General features: G+C 65.1%; 18 protein-coding genes. 12 read left to right on the forward strand and 6 right to left on the reverse strand.

Annotation, left to right across the window (positions count from 1 at the left end; translation table 11 throughout):
• Positions 1-194: 194 nt before the first annotated feature.
• The 4 genes from mobB (at position 195) to QX135_RS04455 (ending at position 3,956) form a co-directional block, all read left to right on the forward strand.
• Positions 195-728, forward strand: a complete 534-nt coding sequence (gene mobB / locus QX135_RS04440) for a molybdopterin-guanine dinucleotide biosynthesis protein B (RefSeq protein ID WP_315738683.1) — start codon at positions 195-197, stop codon at positions 726-728.
• 120 nt (positions 729-848) lie between these two features.
• Positions 849-1,088 carry a sulfurtransferase TusA family protein gene (locus QX135_RS04445; RefSeq protein ID WP_315738740.1) on the forward strand — a complete coding sequence of 80 codons (240 nt, stop codon included), beginning with the start codon at positions 849-851 and terminating at the stop codon, positions 1,086-1,088.
• A 732-nt stretch (positions 1,089-1,820) separates the two neighbouring features.
• A complete protein-coding gene (locus QX135_RS04450; protein ID WP_315771955.1) occupies positions 1,821-3,476 on the forward strand; it encodes an OFA family MFS transporter in 1,656 nt (551 codons plus the stop codon).
• A gap of 228 nt (positions 3,477-3,704) precedes the next feature.
• Positions 3,705-3,956: a hypothetical protein gene (locus tag QX135_RS04455; protein ID WP_316233968.1), complete on the forward strand. Its 252-nt coding sequence runs from the start codon at positions 3,705-3,707 to the stop codon at positions 3,954-3,956.
• Positions 3,957-3,992: 36 nt separating this feature from the next.
• On the opposite strand, the gene dapA is transcribed toward QX135_RS04455, so the two are convergent.
• The 4 genes from dapA to QX135_RS04475 form a co-directional block, all read right to left on the reverse strand.
• Positions 3,993-4,943 (reverse strand): 4-hydroxy-tetrahydrodipicolinate synthase, encoded by a 951-nt coding sequence (gene dapA / locus QX135_RS04460; RefSeq protein WP_316177187.1) that lies wholly within the window; start codon positions 4,941-4,943, stop codon positions 3,993-3,995.
• Positions 4,940-5,215, reverse strand: coding sequence for a hypothetical protein (locus QX135_RS04465; RefSeq protein WP_316177185.1), 276 nt, complete (start codon positions 5,213-5,215; stop codon positions 4,940-4,942). Before QX135_RS04465 ends, dapA begins: the two co-directional genes overlap by 4 nt.
• Before the next feature lie 132 nt (positions 5,216-5,347).
• Positions 5,348-5,632 carry a hypothetical protein gene (locus QX135_RS04470; protein ID WP_315782057.1) on the reverse strand — a complete coding sequence of 95 codons (285 nt, stop codon included), beginning with the start codon at positions 5,630-5,632 and terminating at the stop codon, positions 5,348-5,350.
• A gap of 18 nt (positions 5,633-5,650) precedes the next feature.
• On the reverse strand, positions 5,651-6,103 hold the full coding sequence (locus QX135_RS04475; RefSeq protein WP_316177183.1) for a hypothetical protein: 453 nt from the start codon (positions 6,101-6,103) through the stop codon (positions 5,651-5,653).
• Between the two features lie 439 nt (positions 6,104-6,542).
• Between QX135_RS04475 and QX135_RS04480 the strand changes: the two genes are divergently transcribed.
• The 6 genes from QX135_RS04480 (at position 6,543) to QX135_RS04505 (ending at position 14,725) form a co-directional block, all read left to right on the forward strand.
• A complete protein-coding gene (locus QX135_RS04480; RefSeq protein ID WP_042340291.1) occupies positions 6,543-6,632 on the forward strand; it encodes a K(+)-transporting ATPase subunit F in 90 nt (29 codons plus the stop codon).
• A 33-nt stretch (positions 6,633-6,665) separates the two neighbouring features.
• Positions 6,666-8,369 (forward strand): potassium-transporting ATPase subunit KdpA, encoded by a 1,704-nt coding sequence (kdpA, locus tag QX135_RS04485; protein WP_316177181.1) that lies wholly within the window; start codon positions 6,666-6,668, stop codon positions 8,367-8,369.
• A 16-nt stretch (positions 8,370-8,385) separates the two neighbouring features.
• On the forward strand, positions 8,386-10,506 hold the full coding sequence (gene kdpB, locus QX135_RS04490) for a potassium-transporting ATPase subunit KdpB (RefSeq protein WP_316177180.1): 2,121 nt from the start codon (positions 8,386-8,388) through the stop codon (positions 10,504-10,506).
• 113 nt (positions 10,507-10,619) lie between these two features.
• A complete protein-coding gene (locus QX135_RS04495) occupies positions 10,620-11,225 on the forward strand; it encodes a K(+)-transporting ATPase subunit C (protein WP_316177178.1) in 606 nt (201 codons plus the stop codon).
• Between the two features lie 96 nt (positions 11,226-11,321).
• Positions 11,322-14,039, forward strand: coding sequence for a sensor histidine kinase KdpD (locus QX135_RS04500; protein ID WP_316177176.1), 2,718 nt, complete (start codon positions 11,322-11,324; stop codon positions 14,037-14,039).
• Positions 14,036-14,725 carry a response regulator transcription factor gene (locus QX135_RS04505; protein WP_315775903.1) on the forward strand — a complete coding sequence of 230 codons (690 nt, stop codon included), beginning with the start codon at positions 14,036-14,038 and terminating at the stop codon, positions 14,723-14,725. The genes QX135_RS04500 and QX135_RS04505 overlap by 4 nt, the downstream gene beginning before the upstream one ends.
• A 33-nt stretch (positions 14,726-14,758) precedes the next feature.
• On the opposite strand, the gene QX135_RS04510 is transcribed toward QX135_RS04505, so the two are convergent.
• Positions 14,759-15,163 carry a hypothetical protein gene (locus tag QX135_RS04510; RefSeq protein ID WP_315738671.1) on the reverse strand — a complete coding sequence of 135 codons (405 nt, stop codon included), beginning with the start codon at positions 15,161-15,163 and terminating at the stop codon, positions 14,759-14,761.
• Between QX135_RS04510 and QX135_RS04515 the strand changes: the two genes are divergently transcribed.
• Together QX135_RS04515 and QX135_RS04520 are read left to right on the forward strand one after the other, a co-directional pair.
• The gene (locus tag QX135_RS04515; protein WP_315738670.1) at positions 15,162-15,341 is read left to right on the forward strand and encodes a hypothetical protein; all 180 of its coding nucleotides are present in this window, start codon (positions 15,162-15,164) and stop codon (positions 15,339-15,341) included. The two genes, QX135_RS04510 and QX135_RS04515, sit on opposite strands and share 2 nt — an antisense overlap.
• A 183-nt stretch (positions 15,342-15,524) precedes the next feature.
• Positions 15,525-15,818, forward strand: a complete 294-nt coding sequence (locus tag QX135_RS04520) for a DUF6496 domain-containing protein (RefSeq protein WP_315738669.1) — start codon at positions 15,525-15,527, stop codon at positions 15,816-15,818.
• Between the two features lie 45 nt (positions 15,819-15,863).
• On the opposite strand, the gene QX135_RS04525 is transcribed toward QX135_RS04520, so the two are convergent.
• Positions 15,864-16,745, reverse strand: a complete 882-nt coding sequence (locus QX135_RS04525; RefSeq protein WP_315738668.1) for a Ku protein — start codon at positions 16,743-16,745, stop codon at positions 15,864-15,866.
• Between the last annotated feature and the right edge of the window lie 76 nt (positions 16,746-16,821).

Raw genomic sequence — 16,821 nt, forward strand, 5'->3', positions numbered from 1 at the left:
CGCACGATCCACCATTTGCGCCTGCGGGGCGGCCGCACCGGCATGCCCCTCGCTTACGGGCCTTGCCTGGTCCGCGGGGCTGCTGGCATGACAAGCGCGAAGCGTGGACATGGCGTTCCACCCGGCCTTCGGGCCATCGATCGATTCCGCGCTCCTGGCTGTGCGAAAGCGCCGGGGCTTTTCTGGAGACCGCGATGAAAGTCATCGGCCTCGCCGGCTGGAGCGGCGCCGGCAAGACCACGCTGCTGACGCGGCTGATTCCTCATCTCAAGGGGCAGGGACTGCGCGTCTCGGTGATCAAGCATGCCCATCACAAGTTCGACGTCGACGTTCCCGGCAAGGATTCGTGGCGGCATCGCGAGGCTGGCGCCGAGGAGGTCCTCGTCGCGTCGGGCACGCGCTGGGCGCTGATGCACGAGCTGCGCGGCGCAAGGGAGCCGGCACTCGCGGAGCTTCTGGCGAAGTTGTCTCCCGTCGATCTGGTCGTCATCGAAGGCTACAAGGCCGGGCCGCATCGCCGCATCGAGGTGCATCGCACAGCCAACGGCAAGCCGCTGCTGTTTCCCGATGATCCAGGCATCGTCGGGCTCGCCAGCGACGGCGATGTCGAGACCGCGCTGCCGCGCGTTCATCTCGACGATATCCCGGCGATCGCGGCGCTCGTCCACCATCTGGCGATGCCGCTGGCGGACGTTCTGGCGTTGTGCGACAAACTTGGTGTTCCGTGATGGAACTCGCGCGAGTTCGCAACGCCAGTGTTCCTCTGGCATCCCAGGAACCCAGTTCAGGGTTCCCGTGATGGTGCGGCCCGGTTGACGTGCCGGAACCGCTTGGCCATGGTCGCGCACATGATGATGACGAGGCTGGATCTGACGGGCCTGAAGTGCCCACTGCCGGTGCTGAAGACCCGGAAGGCGTTACGGACGCTCAAGGCGGGAGAGCGGCTCGAAGTGTGCTGTACCGACCCGCTTGCGGTGATCGACATCCCGAATCTGGTACGGGAGACCGGAGATCGGGTGGAGAGCGTCGATCGCACCGAGCGCGGCATTCTGTTTCGGATCGAGAAGGCGGCGGGACCGGCCGGATGACCCGTGCGGCGGTGAACATCCTCTGCTGCAGGTTGCTCGAACTACGTAGTTCGTGCGTGCGATCTCGACGCATCGATGTGTCAAGGGATTGTGCTGCTTCCTATCGTCGCAGCGGCGTCAACCCGAGCTCACAACAATGCCGCGTTCTCAGTCCAGCCTTGCGCCGCTGTTGCCAGGCAAGGACAAGTTGCTTCGTCTTCACGTTTCCGCGAGCGCGCGCATGCGGCCTTAAGCCGTGTCCCGTCGCTGATCGCCCGGACATCTCATTAGTTGATTCCATCAGGAATGGTCGTGACGCGTCCGGAAAGTAATCGAGAGCAATGTGGCTACAGCCGTGAGTGGCGGTCGCGTTGGTTGCACGTGAATTTGTGTGTTTGTTAGCAACACATTCCCGCTGCAGTGCGATCAATCCACGAAGATCGACCGATTATTACCATTTTACTATCGACAATTTGCCTCAGTTCTGCACCAATTGAGACGCTTCCGCGGAGGTTGCGGGAGACGAGTCATGCCCGCTGGGGAGCGGGCCAGGCAGAACAGCGGCACAAAGATGGTGAGGGCATAACGTCTCGGGTGGGGTGTTATGCGCATCGAGCCAATGATGAGCGTTTGTGCGTTGCGGGACTGCTCTGGTACGCGATAGCGGGCGGGGTGAGTGGGCGTATTGATTCTGATCAAGGGGACAGAACATGACGTTGTTGCGTTGGACGGGAGTCCGTAGGGGAGGAATGCATGGCTACCATTGAAAGCGCGGGCACGCTCCCGGGCTCGCAAGCGGGGATCTTCGATCGTGAGCACACGGTCGCCAAGGCGGGGTTCAACCGCTGGCTGGTTCCTCCGGCTGCGCTGTGCATCCATCTGTGCATCGGCATGGCGTATGGCTTCTCGGTGTTCTGGCTGCCGCTGTCGCGCGCGATCGGCGTGACCAAGACCCAGGCCTGCCCGGACATGACCCTGGTGCAGGAGCTGTTTACGACGACCTGCGACTGGAAGGTCGCAAGCCTTGGCTGGATGTACACCCTGTTCTTCGTACTGCTGGGTGGCTCCGCGGCGGTCTGGGGTGGCTGGCTCGAGCGGGCCGGACCGCGCAAGGCGGGTGCCGTTGCGGCCTGCTGCTGGGGTGGCGGCCTGCTGATCGCAGCGCTTGGCATCTATGTGCACCAGCTCTGGATGATGTGGGTCGGCGCCGGCGTCATCGGCGGCATCGGCCTCGGCCTCGGCTACATCTCGCCGGTGTCGACCCTGGTGAAATGGTTCCCGGACCGGCGCGGCATGGCGACCGGCATGGCCATCATGGGCTTCGGCGGCGGCGCGATGATCGGTGCTCCGCTCGCCAACCTGCTGATGAACTACTTCAAGACCCCGACGTCGGTGGGTGTCTGGGAGACTTTCGTCACGATGGGCGTGATCTACTTCGTCTTCATGATGATCGGTGCCTTTGCCTATCGCGTCGCTCCGGTCGGCTGGCAGCCCGAAGGCTGGACGCCGCCTGCGGTCAAGAAGGCAATGATCTCGGAGCACCATGTGCATCTCGACAACGCGCACAAGACTCCGCAGTTCTGGCTTGTCTGGTGGGTGCTCTGCTTGAACGTGTCGGCAGGCATCGGCGTGATCGGCATGGCCTCGCCGATGCTGCAGGAGATCTTCGCCGGCAAGCTGATCGGTCTGCCCGACGTCAGCTTCAACCAGCTCGACGCCGGCCAGAAGGCCGCGATCGCGGGCATCGCGGCAGGCTTTGCCGGCCTGTTGTCGTTGTTCAACATCGGCGGCCGCTTCTTCTGGGCGTCGCTTTCGGATCACATCGGCCGTAAGAACACCTATTACTGCTTCTTCCTGATCGGCATCGTGCTCTATGCGCTGGCGCCGACCTTCGCAGCGATGGGGTCCAAGCTGCTCTTCGTGGGGGCCTTCGCCATCATCCTCTCGATGTATGGCGGCGGCTTCGCGACCGTACCTGCCTATCTGGCCGATCTGTTCGGCACCCAGTTCGTCGGTGCCATCCACGGCCGGCTGCTGACCGCGTGGGCGACGGCCGGCATCATCGGTCCGGTGGTCGTCAACTACATCCGCGAGTTCCAGCTCGCCGCCGGCGTGCCGCGCGACCAGCTGTACAACACGACGATGTATATCCTCTGCGCCATGCTGCTCGCCGGCCTGATCTGCAACTTCCTGATCAAGCCCGTCGATGACAAGTGGAACATGAGCGCGGACGAAGTCGCGAAGTACCAGGCGGAGCTCGCCAAGAACGAGTCGGCGATCCAGCACGGGTCGTTCGGCATCGGCAAGGGCGGCCTCGACGTCAAGGCCGCCCTGTTCTGGGCCTTCGTCGGCGTGCCGCTGGCCTGGGGCGTCTGGAAGACGTTGGAAAGCGCGGTCAAGATCTTCTGACCGATCGACGATGATACAAAAGGGGCGGCCGGATCGGCCGCCCCTTTTTTTTGCGCGGTGCTGCGCGGCCGCTAGGTGGAAGCTCGCTTACCGCGAAAGCGCCGAACCTCCTTGCACTTATTGATTTCCTATACGAGACGAATTCGGCCTCTCTCGCATTCCTACGCTGCTGGGCTCCATCTTCCGCCTTGCCGGCCGGATCTGGCGCCGGCCCGACGGAGAATGGACATGAGCGCGGTTGACCTGTTTCGCGAAGCCCGCGGCGCTATCGGCCTGAGAGCCATCCGGCGGCCGCATCCAATCAAGACGCTGCGCGGCATCTTCAGGACCATTCATGCCGCGGTCGCCGCGGCCAAGCTGCGGCGCTTGCGCAACGAGCTGCTCTGTCGGCGCAGTTCCGTGGCGTCTCCGTCGCTGCCGGGTGATGCGAGAGTCCGGCCGCGGTCGCCGCAGATTGTTGACGACAAAGGGAGCTTCTGAACGATCGGTCCTCGCGGCACCGCGCGGTGGGCCCTCTCAACACCGGACCTCTTGCCTCCGTGACGCGGCTGCGGTGTGAGCGCTGAGCAGCGTCATGGCCTGCATGACGGCTGCCATCGTGGGAGAGTCCAAAGCTGTCAATGGCAGACGAACGCCGGCGGCGATGAGCCCCTGGAGACTGAGCGCGTATTTGACTGCGGCCGGCGTATCGCGGCTGAATGCCTCGATCAGCGGCAGCAACTGATGATGCAGCCGTCGCGCAGCGCGCCAGCGGGCGCGCTGACAATAGGCGAAAAGCGCGCTGCAGAGCTGCGGTGCGACGTTGGCCACCAGCGAGACGTTGCCGTCACCTCCGGCGGCCGCGAACGGCACGGCCATCGCATCGTCGCCTGACAGCAGGCGGAAGCCGATCGGAAGCCGTGATCGCAGATGTACGGTCCGTGCGATATCGCCGGTGCCGTCACGCAGGCCGACGAATTGCGCCCACCGCGCAAGGCGCACCAGTGTATCGTCGGGCAGTGCGCGTCCCGTGCGCGACGGGCAATCGTGCAGAATGACCGGCAGCGCCGTCGCGTCGCCGACGGCGCGGAAATGCGCGTAGATTCCCTCTGCCGTAGGTCGGTTGTAGTAAGGGACCACCGACATGATCGCGTCCGCGCCGGCGGCTGCCGCCTGGCGGGTGTTCTGCACGGCCTGGAGCGTCGCGTTGGATCCTGCTCCCGCGATGACATGGACCCGATTGGCGGCCGCCGTCACTGCCGTGCGAATGACCTGTTCGCGCTCTGCCGCGGTGAGCGTAGATGCTTCGCCTGCGGTTTCGCAGACCAGGATCGCGCTGGCGCCCGCTTCGATCTGCCGCTCGCACAGTCTGGCGAGCGCCGGGCGGTCGAGCGCACCATTGGCATCGAACGGGGTTGGAATGTCCGCGATGGTGCCGGCGAGCCAGCGTGCGGCCGATCCAGGCTGCATCCTGAGCGCATCGCTCATGCGACCGGTCGCCTTCCGCTCGCGAACAGCAGACCGATCGGAGCAAGCCGGCCATCGGCATCGAGCTCGATCGTGCGCGCGAGCTCGACGATGGTTTCCGGATGGTGGCCGTTCTCGAACAGCGCATATTTCATCGCCTCGGCACGGCTCACGAACAGGCCGCCATAGAGCCCATTCTGCTCCTGGGCGACCCACTGGCCACGGCCGTTCTTGCCGATGAAGACGAGCGCGGGGGCCGGCATGCTGCACGATGGGGGTTCGAGACCTTTCACGGGTGTGATCCTTGCTGTGGTGTGAGCAGGCCGGTCGGAACGATCGGCGCTCATGGTCGGCAATATCGAAGGCGAGGGGTAGGAATTCGAGATGGCGCCGCGTGCGATCGCATAAGAGCGGTGTAAGGGCGCTTAGTTTCCGGACGGCTGGATCAGCGCCATCACCGCGCAATAGAGCGCGGTGTAGCCGATCATCTCGTCCCAATGGTTCAGGCTCGCGGCGAACACGCGCTCCCGACGCAGCATCGCGAGCACGGCACACAGGATCGTCGTCATCCAGAGCAGGGCAGCGAGGCTGCGACCGAAGCCGATGCTGCCGAACGCGGCGAACAGGATGAGGACCAACATTCGTAGCAGAAATCGAAGCAGCACCCTGGCGGCCGGAAGCTCCGTGGCCTTGTCAGCGGAAAGCAACATCGCGGCAATGACGGCGGCTCAGAAATTGTCGCAGCAGAGCAGGTCGGCGACCGCCGGCTCCGTCGTGATGCCGCGCCTTGCGTCAGGCTGCGAGACGCTCGGCTCGAGACGGCGGGCTTCGGCCGCGGCGTGGAGAATGGCGAGGGCGAGATCGCTGTGGCGGGCTTCAGCGCAACGATCGAGCCAGTCCGGCAATTCCCGCTGTTGCGACAATGCGCAGTGCCATTCGCCGTCGTCATAGGCAATGCGGCGAAGCTGCCATCGCGGCAGCTGCAGCGCGACCAGTTCGAGCGCGGCATCGACGCGCGCCTCGGTCTCCAGGAATCGTGCAATCCGCAGCCGGCGCCGCCCGCGCGCCGACAAGGGTGAGACTCCCTCGTCGTCGTCAAGCAAAGCCGCCAGCATCGCCGTGGTGGTCTGCGCGATCTGTGCCGGCTCCGGCACATCCGGTCGTGTCGTCAAGGCAGCCATGCTGGCCTCCCGTCGTCAGTGAGCGTTGGCCCGGTGGGCCCTGACCGGCAATGTGGCCGACGGCGCCGTAGGAATGCGAGAGGGGCGGGGGCTGAGAGAAATAAGCGGCGCATAAAGACGCCTCCGCCGTGCGGCCGCTCATATGCGGACGAGGCCCGCAGCCGCGCGATTTTGCCCGGGGAATGCCGCGGTCCTTATGAGATTCCTATAACTCAGCCGGTGGTGCCGTCTCGAAAACCTACGAGGCCCGATGCCATCTGTCCGCCATGGAACGGACCGTGGCTGCACCGGCGCTCGCGGCCGCTCCACGCATTGCGCGTCTTTCGCGCGCATGAGGAGCACACCATGCTTGACATCCTGATGCTGGCGCTGGCCGCCGGCTTCTTCGCCTTGGCGATCGGCTATACCTACGCCTGCGAGCGACTCTAGGAGACGCGCCATGATCTTCGACTATTCGCTCGCCGGCGCCGTGTCGCTCGGCCTTCTGATCTATCTCACCTACGCGCTGTTGCGGCCCGAGCGGTTCTGACCGCCGGCTCTCGCACCTTCAAGGACACATCCCATGACTGTGATCGGCTGGATCCAGATCCTGCTCTACTGCGCCGTCATCGTCGCGCTCGCCAAGCCGCTCGGCTGGTACATGACGCGCGTCTTCAATGGCGAGCGCACCTTCCTGTCGCCGGTGCTGCGGCCCGTGGAGTCCGCGATCTACTGGGCCAGCGGCGTCGACGAGCGCCGCGAGCAGCATTGGCTGACCTACACGGTCGCGATGCTGCTGTTCCACGTCGGCGGCTTCCTGATCATCTACGGCGTGATGCGCTTGCAGGCCGTGCTGCCGTTCAATCCCGCAGGACAGTCCGCGGTCGCTGAGGATCTCTCCTTCAACACTGCGATCAGCTTCCTGACCAACACCAACTGGCAGAACTACGGCGGCGAGAGCACGCTCTCTTATCTCGTGCAGATGCTCGGGCTCACGCACCAGAACTTCCTGTCGGCCGCGACCGGTATCGTGCTTGCGATCGCGCTGATCCGCGGCTTCTCACGCGCCTCGGCGCGGACCGTCGGCAATTTCTGGGTCGATGTCGTCAGATGCGCGCTCTATGTGCTGCTGCCGCTCTGCATCGTCTACACGCTGTTCCTGGTCTGGCAGGGCATCCCGCAGACGCTCGGGCCCTATGTCGAGGCGACCACGCTGGAAGGGGCGAAGCAGACCATCGCGGTCGGCCCGGTGGCCTCGCAGGTCGCGATCAAGATGCTCGGCACCAATGGCGGCGGCTTCTTCAATGCCAACGCCGCGCATCCGTTCGAGAACCCGAACGCGCTGTCGAACTTCATCCAGATGCTCTCGATCTTCGCGCTCGGCGCTGCGCTCACCAACGTGTTCGGGCGCATGGTCGGCAACCAGCGCCAGGGCTGGGCGATCCTCGCGGTGATGGGCGTCCTGTTCATCGCCGGCGTCGCCATCACCTACTGGGCCGAGGCCAGCGGCAGCAATGTGCTCAACGCGCTCGGCCTGACCGGCGGCAACATGGAGGGCAAGGAGGTCCGCTTCGGCATCGTCGCCTCGTCGCTGTTCGCCGTGATCACCACGGCGGCATCCTGCGGCGCCGTCAACGCCATGCATGATAGCTTCACCGCGCTCGGCGGCATGATCCCGCTCATCAACATGCAGCTCGGCGAGATCATCGTCGGTGGCGTCGGCGCCGGCCTCTACGGCATGCTGCTGTTCGTCGTGCTCGCGATCTTCGTCGCCGGCCTGATGGTCGGGCGCACGCCGGAATATGTCGGCAAGAAGATCGAGGCCCGCGAGGTCAAGATGGCGATGCTGGCGATCCTGGTGCTGCCGCTGATGTATCTCGGCTGGACCGCGGTCGCCGTCGTGCTGCCCTCGGCAGTTGCCTCGATGGCCAATGCCGGTCCGCACGGCTTCACCGAGGTGCTCTACGCCTACACCTCGGCGACCGCCAACAACGGCTCGGCCTTCGGCGGCCTCACCGGCAACACCTTCTTCTACAACCTCACGCTCGCCTCCTCGATGTTCGTCGGCCGCTTCTTTATGATCATCCCGGCGATGGCAATCGCAGGCTCGCTCGCGCAGAAGAAGTCGATCCCGCCCTCCGCCGGCACGTTCCCGACCACCGGCGGCCTGTTCGTCGGTCTCGTCGTCGGCGTCATCCTGATCATCGGCGGCCTCACCTTCTTCCCCGCTCTCGCCCTCGGTCCGATCGTCGAGCATCTCGCGATGACTGCCGGCACCGTGTTCTGATTTCGGAGCAACCTCCATGGAAACCATGAAACTGCAGAAGCGCTCGTCGATGTCGACGATGCTCGACCCGAAGATCGTGCTGCCGGCCATCAAGGCGGCGCTCGTCAAGCTCGACCCGCGGTTGATGATCAGGAACCCCGTGATGTTCGTGGTCGAGGTCGTCGCCGCGCTCACCACGGTGATCTTCCTGCGCGACGTCGTCATCGGCGGAGCGAATCTCGGATTCACCTTCCAGATCATTCTTTGGCTGTGGTTCACCGTGCTGTTCGCCAATTTCGCCGAAGCGGTCGCCGAAGGCCGCGGCAAGGCGCAGGCGGATTCGCTGCGCAAGACGCGCACCGAGAGCCAGGCCAAGCTGCTGACGGGCACGAACCCGGCCGATCACACCTACAAGCTCGTGCCCGGCACCAGCCTGAAGGTCGGCGACATCGTGCTGGTCGAGGCCGGCGACACCATTCCCTCCGACGGCGAGGTGATCGAAGGCGTCGCCTCGGTCAACGAGGCCGCCATCACCGGCGAGTCCGCTCCTGTCATCCGCGAATCCGGCGGCGACCGCTCGGCGGTGACCGGCGGCACCCAGGTCCTGTCGGACTGGATCCGCGTCAAGATCACGGCGGCGCAAGGCTCGACGTTCATCGACCGTATGATCAAGCTGGTCGAAGGTGCTGAGCGGCAGAAGACGCCGAACGAGATTGCGCTCAACATCCTGCTCGCCGGCCTCACCATCATCTTCGTGTTCGCGACCGTGACGATCCCGAGCTACGCGGCCTATGCCGGCGGCTCGATCTCGGTGGTGGTGCTGGTGGCGCTGTTCGTGACCCTGATCCCGACCACGATCGGCGCGCTGCTGTCGGCAATCGGTATCGCCGGCATGGACCGCCTGGTGCGCTTCAACGTGCTGGCGATGTCCGGCCGTGCGGTCGAGGCCGCCGGCGATGTCGATACGCTCCTGCTCGACAAGACCGGCACCATCACGCTCGGCAATCGCCAGGCGACTGCGTTCCGTCCCGTCAGGGGCGTCAGCGAGCAGGAGCTCGCCGACGCAGCGCAGCTCGCCTCGCTCGCCGACGAGACACCGGAGGGCCGCTCGATCGTGGTGCTCGCGAAAGAGAAGTACGGCATCCGCGGCCGCGACATGGCCGAGCTCGGCGCCACCTTCGTGCCGTTCACGGCGCAGACCCGCATGAGCGGCGTCGATGCCGGCGGCTCCTCGGTGCGCAAGGGCGCGGTCGACGCCATCCTCAACTCCATCGGCGGCGGCGGCCCGACCCAGCCCGTCTCCGGCAATACGGTGCGCGCGGTCCAGCCGGTCGAGAGCGAGCTTGTCCGCGAGATCCGTGCAATCTCCGACGACATCGCCAAATCCGGCGGCACGCCGCTCGCGGTCGCCAGGGACGGGCGCCTGCTCGGCGTCGTCCAGCTCAAGGACATCGTGAAGGGCGGCATCCGCGAGCGTTTCGCCGAGCTGCGCCGGATGGGCATCCGCACCATCATGATCACCGGCGACAACCCGATGACCGCGGCGGCGATCGCCGCCGAAGCCGGCGTCGACGATTTCCTGGCGCAGGCCACGCCTGAGGACAAGCTCAAGCTCATCCGCGACGAGCAGGCCAAGGGCAAGCTGGTGGCGATGTGCGGCGACGGCACCAATGACGCGCCGGCGCTGGCGCAGGCCGATGTCGGCGTCGCCATGAACACCGGCACGCAGGCCGCGCGCGAGGCCGGCAACATGGTCGACCTCGACTCCAATCCGACCAAGCTGATCGAGGTGGTGGAGATCGGCAAGCAGCTATTGATGACGCGCGGCGCGCTGACGACGTTCTCGATCGCCAACGACGTCGCCAAGTATTTCGCGATCATCCCGGCGATGTTCCTGGCGTTCTACCCGCAGCTCAACGTGCTGAACGTCATGAACCTGGCGAGCCCGCAGAGCGCGATCCTGTCGGCGATCATCTTCAACGCGCTCGTCATCATCGCGCTGATCCCGCTGGCGCTGAAGGGCGTCGCCTACCGCGCCATCGGCGCCGGCGCGTTGCTCGGCCGCAACCTGATGATCTACGGCTTAGGCGGCATCATCATCCCCTTCATCGGCATCAAGGCGATCGACCTGATCGTGACCGCCTTGCATTTGGCTTGACCACTTACCGGCGTCATTGCGAGCGAAGCGAAGCAATCCAGAGTCCCGCGCGCAGCCCTGGATTGCTTCGTCGCTTCGCTCCTCGCAATGACGGAGAAAAATAGGAGACACCGATGCTCAAAGAAATCCGTCCCGCCATCTTTGTCCTGCTCGCCCTCACGCTCATCACGGGCTTGATCTACCCGCTCGCCATGACCGTCGTCGCCGGCACCATCTTTCCGGCGCAGGCCGAGGGCAGCCTGATCACGCGCAACGGCCAGGTGATCGGCTCGGCGCTGATCGGCCAGGAGTTCAAGGACGACAAATATTTCCACGGCCGCCCGTCCGCGACCTCGGCCGCCGATCCGAACGATGCGACCAAGACCGTGCCGGCACCCTACAACGCCGCCAACTCGTCCGGCTCCAATCTGGGCCCGACCAGCAAGGCGCTGGCCGACCGCGTCAAGGAGGACGTCGACAAGCTGAAGGCGGAGAATCCCGCCCAGGCCGTGCCGGTCGATCTGGTGACGACCTCGGCGAGCGGGCTCGATCCGGACATCTCGCCGGAGGCGGCGCTGTTCCAGGTGCCGCGGGTGGCCAAGGCACGCGGCTTGCCGGAGGCCAGCGTCCGCAGCCTGATCGCTCAGCAGACCCAGGGCCGTCTGCTCGGGCTGCTCGGCGAACCCCGCGTTAACGTGCTGGCGCTCAATCTGGCGCTCGATGCTGCCAAACCGCAATGAAGCCTTGCCGGCCGCGCCTTGAGGGTCTTGGCCTTAAAGGTCCTGGCCTTAACGGTCCTGGCCTTGGCGCCGAGGTCCCTCCGTCTATAATGCCGCATGGCCAGTCAACGCCGCGATCCTGACCAACGTCCCTCGCCGGAAGCCCTGCTCGAAGCGGCCCGGCGGGAGGACAGTCCTGCCGGCAAGCTCAAGATCTTCGTCGGCGCCGCCCCCGGCGTCGGCAAGACCTATGAGATGCTGTCGAGCGCGCATGCCAAGCTGAGGGCCGGCGTCGACGTCGTCATCGGCTTCGTCGAGACCCATGGCCGCGCCGAGACCGAGGCGCTGGTGCGCGGCCTGGAGGTCGTCCCGCGCAAACATATTTCCTACAAGGACCAGATCGTCGAGGAGATGGATCTGGATGCCGTGATCGCGCGCCGTCCCAAGCTCGCGATCGTCGACGAGCTTGCGCACACCAATGCCGCCGGCAGCCGCCACCCCAAGCGCTATCTCGACGTCGAGGAGCTGCTGTCGCACGGCATCGACGTCTACACGGCGGTCAACGTCCAGCACATCGAGAGCCTCAACGACGTCGTCGCCCAGATCACCCATGTGCGCGTACGCGAGACCGTCCCGGACTCGATCCTCGACCGGGCCGATGCCATCGAGCTGATCGACCTCACGCCCGACGATCTGATCCAGCGGCTGAAGGAGGGCAAGGTCTATGTCCCCAAACAGGCCGAGCGCGCGCTGGAGCATTATTTCTCGCCCGGCAATCTGACCGCGCTGCGCGAGCTCGCGCTGCGCCGGACGGCCGAGCGCGTCGACGAGCAACTGCTCACCCACATGCAGGCCAACGCCATCGCCGGACCCTGGGCAGCCGGCGAGCGGATCCTCGTCTGCGTGTCGGAGGATCCGCGGGCGACAGGGCTGGTGCGCTACACCAAGCGGCTCGCCGACCGTGTCCACGCGCCGTGGACCGCCGTTACCATCGAGACCCGGCGCAACCTGCAGCTCACGGACAAGCAGCGCGACCGGCTCGCCGATACGCTGCGGCTGGCCGAGACCCTCGGCGGCGAGGCGCTGACGATTCCGGGCGTCGGCCGGCGCATCGCGGATGACCTCATCAGCTTCGCGCAGGCCAACAACGTCACCCAGATCATCATCGGCAAGTCGAGCCGCTCGCGCCTGTTCGAGATCATCAGGGGCTCGGTGGTGCATGACCTCGTCAGGCGCGCCGGCAACATCAGCATCCACGTCATCGCCGGCGAGGAGGCGCCGGACACGCCGAGCCCGTCGGTGCAGACGCGCCCGCGCAGCGAGCCGCTGCAGCCAAAGCCCTATCTGATGGCGCTGCTGATCACGGCTGTCGGCCTTGGCCTCGCCGAGCTCATCCAGCCCTTCTTTGGTATCGAGAACGTCGATCTGGTGTTCCTGACCGCCGTGGTCGGCGTCGCCGCGCGTTACGGTCTTGGGCCGTCGCTGCTGGCGAGCCTCGCCGCCTCGCTCTGCTACAACTTCTTCTTCCTGCCGCCGCTGTATACGTTCACGATCACCGATCCGACCAACATCGGCGCGTTCTTCTTCTTCATGCTGATCGCCATCCTGGTGTCCAACGTCGCCGCGCGCGTGCGCGTTCAGGCGGATTCGGCCACCCAGCGCATCCGGACCACCGAGCAGCTCTACGCCTTCAGCCGCAAGCTCGCGGGCACCGCGACCCTCGACGACGTGCTGTGGGCGACGGCCTATCAGGCGGCGTTGATGCTGAAGGTGCGGGTGGTGCTGCTGCTGCCGCAGGACGGCAAGCTCACGGTCATGACCGGCTACCCGCCGGAGGATCAGCTCGACGACGCCGACCTCGCCGCGGCGAGCTGGGCCTGGAGTAACGACCGCGCAGCGGGCCGCGGCTCCGACACGCTGCCCGGCGCGAAGCGCCTGTTCCTGCCGATGCGCACCGGGCGCGGCTCGATCGGTGTCATTGGCATCGACGACGATCGTACCGGGCCGCTGCTGACGCCGGACCAGCGCCGGCTGCTCGATGCCCTGGTCGACCAGGGGGCGCTCGCGATCGAGCGCGTGCTGCTGGTCGAGGACATGGACAAGGTCAAGCGCACCATGGAGCAGGACCGGCTGCGTTCGGCGCTGCTCACCTCGATCTCGCACGATCTGAAGACGCCGCTCGCCTCCGTGCTCGGCGCGGCTTCGACGATGCGCGATCTGGCCGCCAGGCTGTCCGACAAGGAGAAGCTCGACCTGCTCGCCACCGTCATCGACGAATCCGAGCGGCTCAACCGCTTCATCGCCAATCTCCTGGACATGACCAAGCTGGAATCGGGCGCGATCGTGCCGAACGCCGCGCTCCACGACGTCGGCGAGATCGTCGGCAGCGCGCTGCGGCGCGCGGGCAAGATCCTCGCCGGTCATCATGTCTCGCTGGAGCTGGCGCCCGATCTGCCGATGGTCGAGGTCGACGCGGTGCTGTTCGAGCAGGTGCTGTTCAATCTGCTGGACAACGCCGCCAAATATGCGCCTCCCGAGACCTCGATCGCGATCCGTGCGGCCCGCGACAACAACTGGGTCGTGCTCGAGATCCGTGACGAAGGCGACGGCATTCCCGCCGCGGAGGTCGAGCACGTGTTCGACAAGTTCTATCGCGTGCAGAAGGGCGACCAGGTGCGGCCCGGCACCGGGCTGGGGCTCGCGATCTCGCGCGGCTTCATCGAGGCGATGCATGGCCGCATCTTCGCCGGCAACCGCACCGATCGGCGCGGCGCGGTCCTCACCATCCGCCTGCCGGTGCTGGCGCAGGCCAGACCGCTGGATACGGCCGCATGACCGGCGCTCCGATCAAGGTGCTCGTGATCGACGACGAGCCGCCGATCCGCAAGCTGCTGCGGATGGGCCTGACCACGCAGGGCTACGAGATTCTCGAAGCCTCGAACGGCAGGATTGCGCTGGATCTGTTGGGCCAGGAGCCGGCGCTGATCATTCTCGACCTTGGCCTGCCCGACATCGACGGGCTCGAGCTGCTGCGTACCATCCGTGGCCGCAACGAGGCTGTGCCGGTCGTGGTGCTGTCCAGCCGCGGCGACGAGGCGGGCAAGGTCCAGGCGCTCGATCTCGGCGCCGACGACTACATCACCAAGCCGTTCGGCATGGATGAATTGCTGGCGCGGCTGCGCGCGGCGTTGCGGCATCAGTTGCAGGTGCAGGGCGAGCGTCCGGTGTTCCGCTCCGGCGATCTCTCCGTCGATCTCGTCCGCCGCATCGTCAAGGTCGGCGAGCGCGAGATCAAGCTGTCGCCCAAGGAGTACGATCTGCTCCGCGTCCTGGTGCAGCACGCCGGCAAGGTGCTGACGCACCGCTTCCTGCTCAAGGAGCTGTGGGACGAATTGACCGACGCGCAATATCTGCGCGTCTATGTGCGTCAGCTCAGGCAGAAGATCGAGGCCGATCCCGAGCGCCCGCAATTCGTATTGACCGAGACCGGCATCGGCTATCGGCTGCGCGCGCCGGACTGAGCTTTGGTCGTATCGGCCGACTGGTCCTATGTGTCAGGGGCGTTGGCATCGCCATTCGATGGCGAGCTTGCGTGTCCCGCGGGCGGCATCAGCTCGTTTCGTTAAATTTACGAGCAATTTTGACCAACCGGTCATGTCGCGCTGCGGCACAGTACGTCCGCAGGCGCCCGTTCTCTGGATCAACGGATGATCGAGACTGCGGTCGTGCCACCTGATCGGCGCAGCTGATCGTGCGTTTGCATGCACAATGGTGTAAACACGGGACGTGCCATGTCTCGGCTTGTCAGAACGCGATCTGAATTTTGGGGGGGCGAGGCTGCCGACTGCGGCGCAGAGATTGTCATCGGCGATACCGGGAAGAGCATCATGCCCGAAATTCATCTCAATCAAGGTCAGCCCGACGCGTTGTTCTTGGCTCCCATCAGTGAGGTCGGTCATGGAAGAATACATTCATCTGCAGAACCTCATCCTGTTCAGGAAACGTCTCGCTGAATTCAACGATGAGTCCAAGCGGACGGTGCTCCTGAAATTGCTGACTGAGGAAGAGGCCAGGGACGCATCATTCGGAACGTCGCCTTGTCCAGTTGCGCCTCATGCGGCGGATCAGAACGTCTGATCGGCTTCTCGGTCTATCCGTCATCGAAGCGACGAGCGCGAAGCTGCATTGGAATCTCGATGTATCGACGGGCTTCGATTCCCGCGATCGTGAAAGCATGTGTGGAGGTACGCGGCATCAGCTTGCGCTTTGGAACTTTCGTCTCGCCGACGCGGTTTACGTGTCGCAATCGGGAGGATGTTCATGGCACGACAATACTCGCGCAAGGCATCGGCCAAGGTCGGCCGGGCCATGAAGAAGCGCAAGGCCGGCACGCTGCGCAGCGGCGGTTCCGGTCGCAAGGTCAAGAGCCGCAAGCAGGCCATCGCGATCGGCCTGTCGGAGGCGCGCCGCGAGGGCAAGAAGGTGCCGCCGAAGAAGAGCGCGCGGACATCGGCGAAGAAGTCATCGAAAAAGACAACCAAGAAGGCATCGAGCAAGAAGACCACGAAGAAGACCAGCCGGAAGACAGCAAAGAAATCATCGAAGAAAAGCTGAGGCTCGGGATTGTGCCGCCTTGCGCTCATCCGGGCTACGGCGTACTTAGCCCGCCTTCCTCTGCCGCGCCGCCGACCGATGCGCCTTCTTCGCCGTGCGTCGATGCGTGCTCGTCCGCCGTGGCGCCGCACGCGCCGTCTTTTTTCCGCTCTTGCCGTTCAGGCTCTGCTTCAGCGCATCCATCAGGCTGACGACGTTGTCGGGCCGTTCCTCCGGCTCCGGTAGCTTGATCGGCTTGCCCGACGCCTTGCGTTTTACCAGCGCCTTCAGCGCGGTCTCGTATTGGTCCTTGAACTCCGAGGGATCGAAATGCGCCGCCTTGGTCTGCAGGATGTGGCCGGCGAGCTCAACCATGTCCTTGGTGATCTTCGGCGCCTTGATGTCGTCGAAGAACTCAGCTTCGTCGCGCAGCTCATAGGGAAAGCGCAGGGTGGTGCCGAGCATGCCCTTGCCCATCGGCTCGATGGCGATGATATGCTCACGGTTGGTCAGCACGATGCGCGCCAGCGCGACGCGGTCCTGATCCTTCATCGCATCGCGGATCACCGCGAAGGCGTCGATGGCCGCCTTGCCGTCGGGGGCGATGTAATAGGGATCGTTGAGATAGCGCTGGTCGATCTCGTCGCGCGGCACGAAGCTGTCGATGTCGATCGTATGGTTGCTCTCGATCTGGACCGCCTCCAGCTCCTCGGGCTCGATCTCGACGTACTGTCCCTTGGACAGCTCGTAGCCGCGGCCCTTCTGGTCGCCTTCGACGATGTCGCCGGTCTCGGAGTCGACCATCTGCTGCTTGAGCCGGTTGCCGGTCTCGCGGTTGATCAGATGGAAGCGCGTCTTCTCCACCGAGGTCGACGCCGGATAGAGGACGACGGGGCAACTGACGAGCGAGAGTTTGAGCGAGCCTTTCCAATAGGCGCGGGGGGCCATCGTGGTCTCCTTGGACAATCCGGACGAGGCTGCAACGGGCAAGCGTCGGTGTGGGTTCCATGGGCCCGGCGAAGGT

Origin of the sequence: Bradyrhizobium sp. SZCCHNR1098 (assembly GCF_032489375.1) — a bacterium.
GTDB lineage: Bacteria > Pseudomonadota > Alphaproteobacteria > Rhizobiales > Xanthobacteraceae > Bradyrhizobium.

What these genes read in the sequence shown, in the direction of transcription:
- mobB (WP_315738683.1), top strand. Translation starts at nt 195, where the DNA reads ATGAAAGTCATCGGCCTCGCCGGCTGGAGCGGCGCCGGCAAGACCACG.
- QX135_RS04445 (WP_315738740.1), top strand. Translation starts at nt 849, where the DNA reads ATGATGATGACGAGGCTGGATCTGACGGGCCTGAAGTGCCCACTGCCG.
- QX135_RS04450 (WP_315771955.1), top strand. Translation starts at nt 1,821, where the DNA reads ATGGCTACCATTGAAAGCGCGGGCACGCTCCCGGGCTCGCAAGCGGGG.
- QX135_RS04455 (WP_316233968.1), top strand. Translation starts at nt 3,705, where the DNA reads ATGAGCGCGGTTGACCTGTTTCGCGAAGCCCGCGGCGCTATCGGCCTG.
- dapA (WP_316177187.1), bottom strand. Translation starts at nt 4,943, where the DNA reads ATGAGCGATGCGCTCAGGATGCAGCCTGGATCGGCCGCACGCTGGCTC.
- QX135_RS04470 (WP_315782057.1), bottom strand. Translation starts at nt 5,632, where the DNA reads ATGTTGCTTTCCGCTGACAAGGCCACGGAGCTTCCGGCCGCCAGGGTG.
- QX135_RS04475 (WP_316177183.1), bottom strand. Translation starts at nt 6,103, where the DNA reads ATGGCTGCCTTGACGACACGACCGGATGTGCCGGAGCCGGCACAGATC.
- QX135_RS04480 (WP_042340291.1), top strand. Translation starts at nt 6,543, where the DNA reads ATGATCTTCGACTATTCGCTCGCCGGCGCCGTGTCGCTCGGCCTTCTG.
- kdpA (WP_316177181.1), top strand. Translation starts at nt 6,666, where the DNA reads ATGACTGTGATCGGCTGGATCCAGATCCTGCTCTACTGCGCCGTCATC.
- kdpB (WP_316177180.1), top strand. Translation starts at nt 8,386, where the DNA reads ATGGAAACCATGAAACTGCAGAAGCGCTCGTCGATGTCGACGATGCTC.
- QX135_RS04495 (WP_316177178.1), top strand. Translation starts at nt 10,620, where the DNA reads ATGCTCAAAGAAATCCGTCCCGCCATCTTTGTCCTGCTCGCCCTCACG.
- QX135_RS04500 (WP_316177176.1), top strand. Translation starts at nt 11,322, where the DNA reads ATGGCCAGTCAACGCCGCGATCCTGACCAACGTCCCTCGCCGGAAGCC.
- QX135_RS04505 (WP_315775903.1), top strand. Translation starts at nt 14,036, where the DNA reads ATGACCGGCGCTCCGATCAAGGTGCTCGTGATCGACGACGAGCCGCCG.
- QX135_RS04515 (WP_315738670.1), top strand. Translation starts at nt 15,162, where the DNA reads ATGGAAGAATACATTCATCTGCAGAACCTCATCCTGTTCAGGAAACGT.
- QX135_RS04510 (WP_315738671.1), bottom strand. Translation starts at nt 15,163, where the DNA reads ATGACCGACCTCACTGATGGGAGCCAAGAACAACGCGTCGGGCTGACC.
- QX135_RS04520 (WP_315738669.1), top strand. Translation starts at nt 15,525, where the DNA reads ATGGCACGACAATACTCGCGCAAGGCATCGGCCAAGGTCGGCCGGGCC.
- QX135_RS04525 (WP_315738668.1), bottom strand. Translation starts at nt 16,745, where the DNA reads ATGGCCCCCCGCGCCTATTGGAAAGGCTCGCTCAAACTCTCGCTCGTC.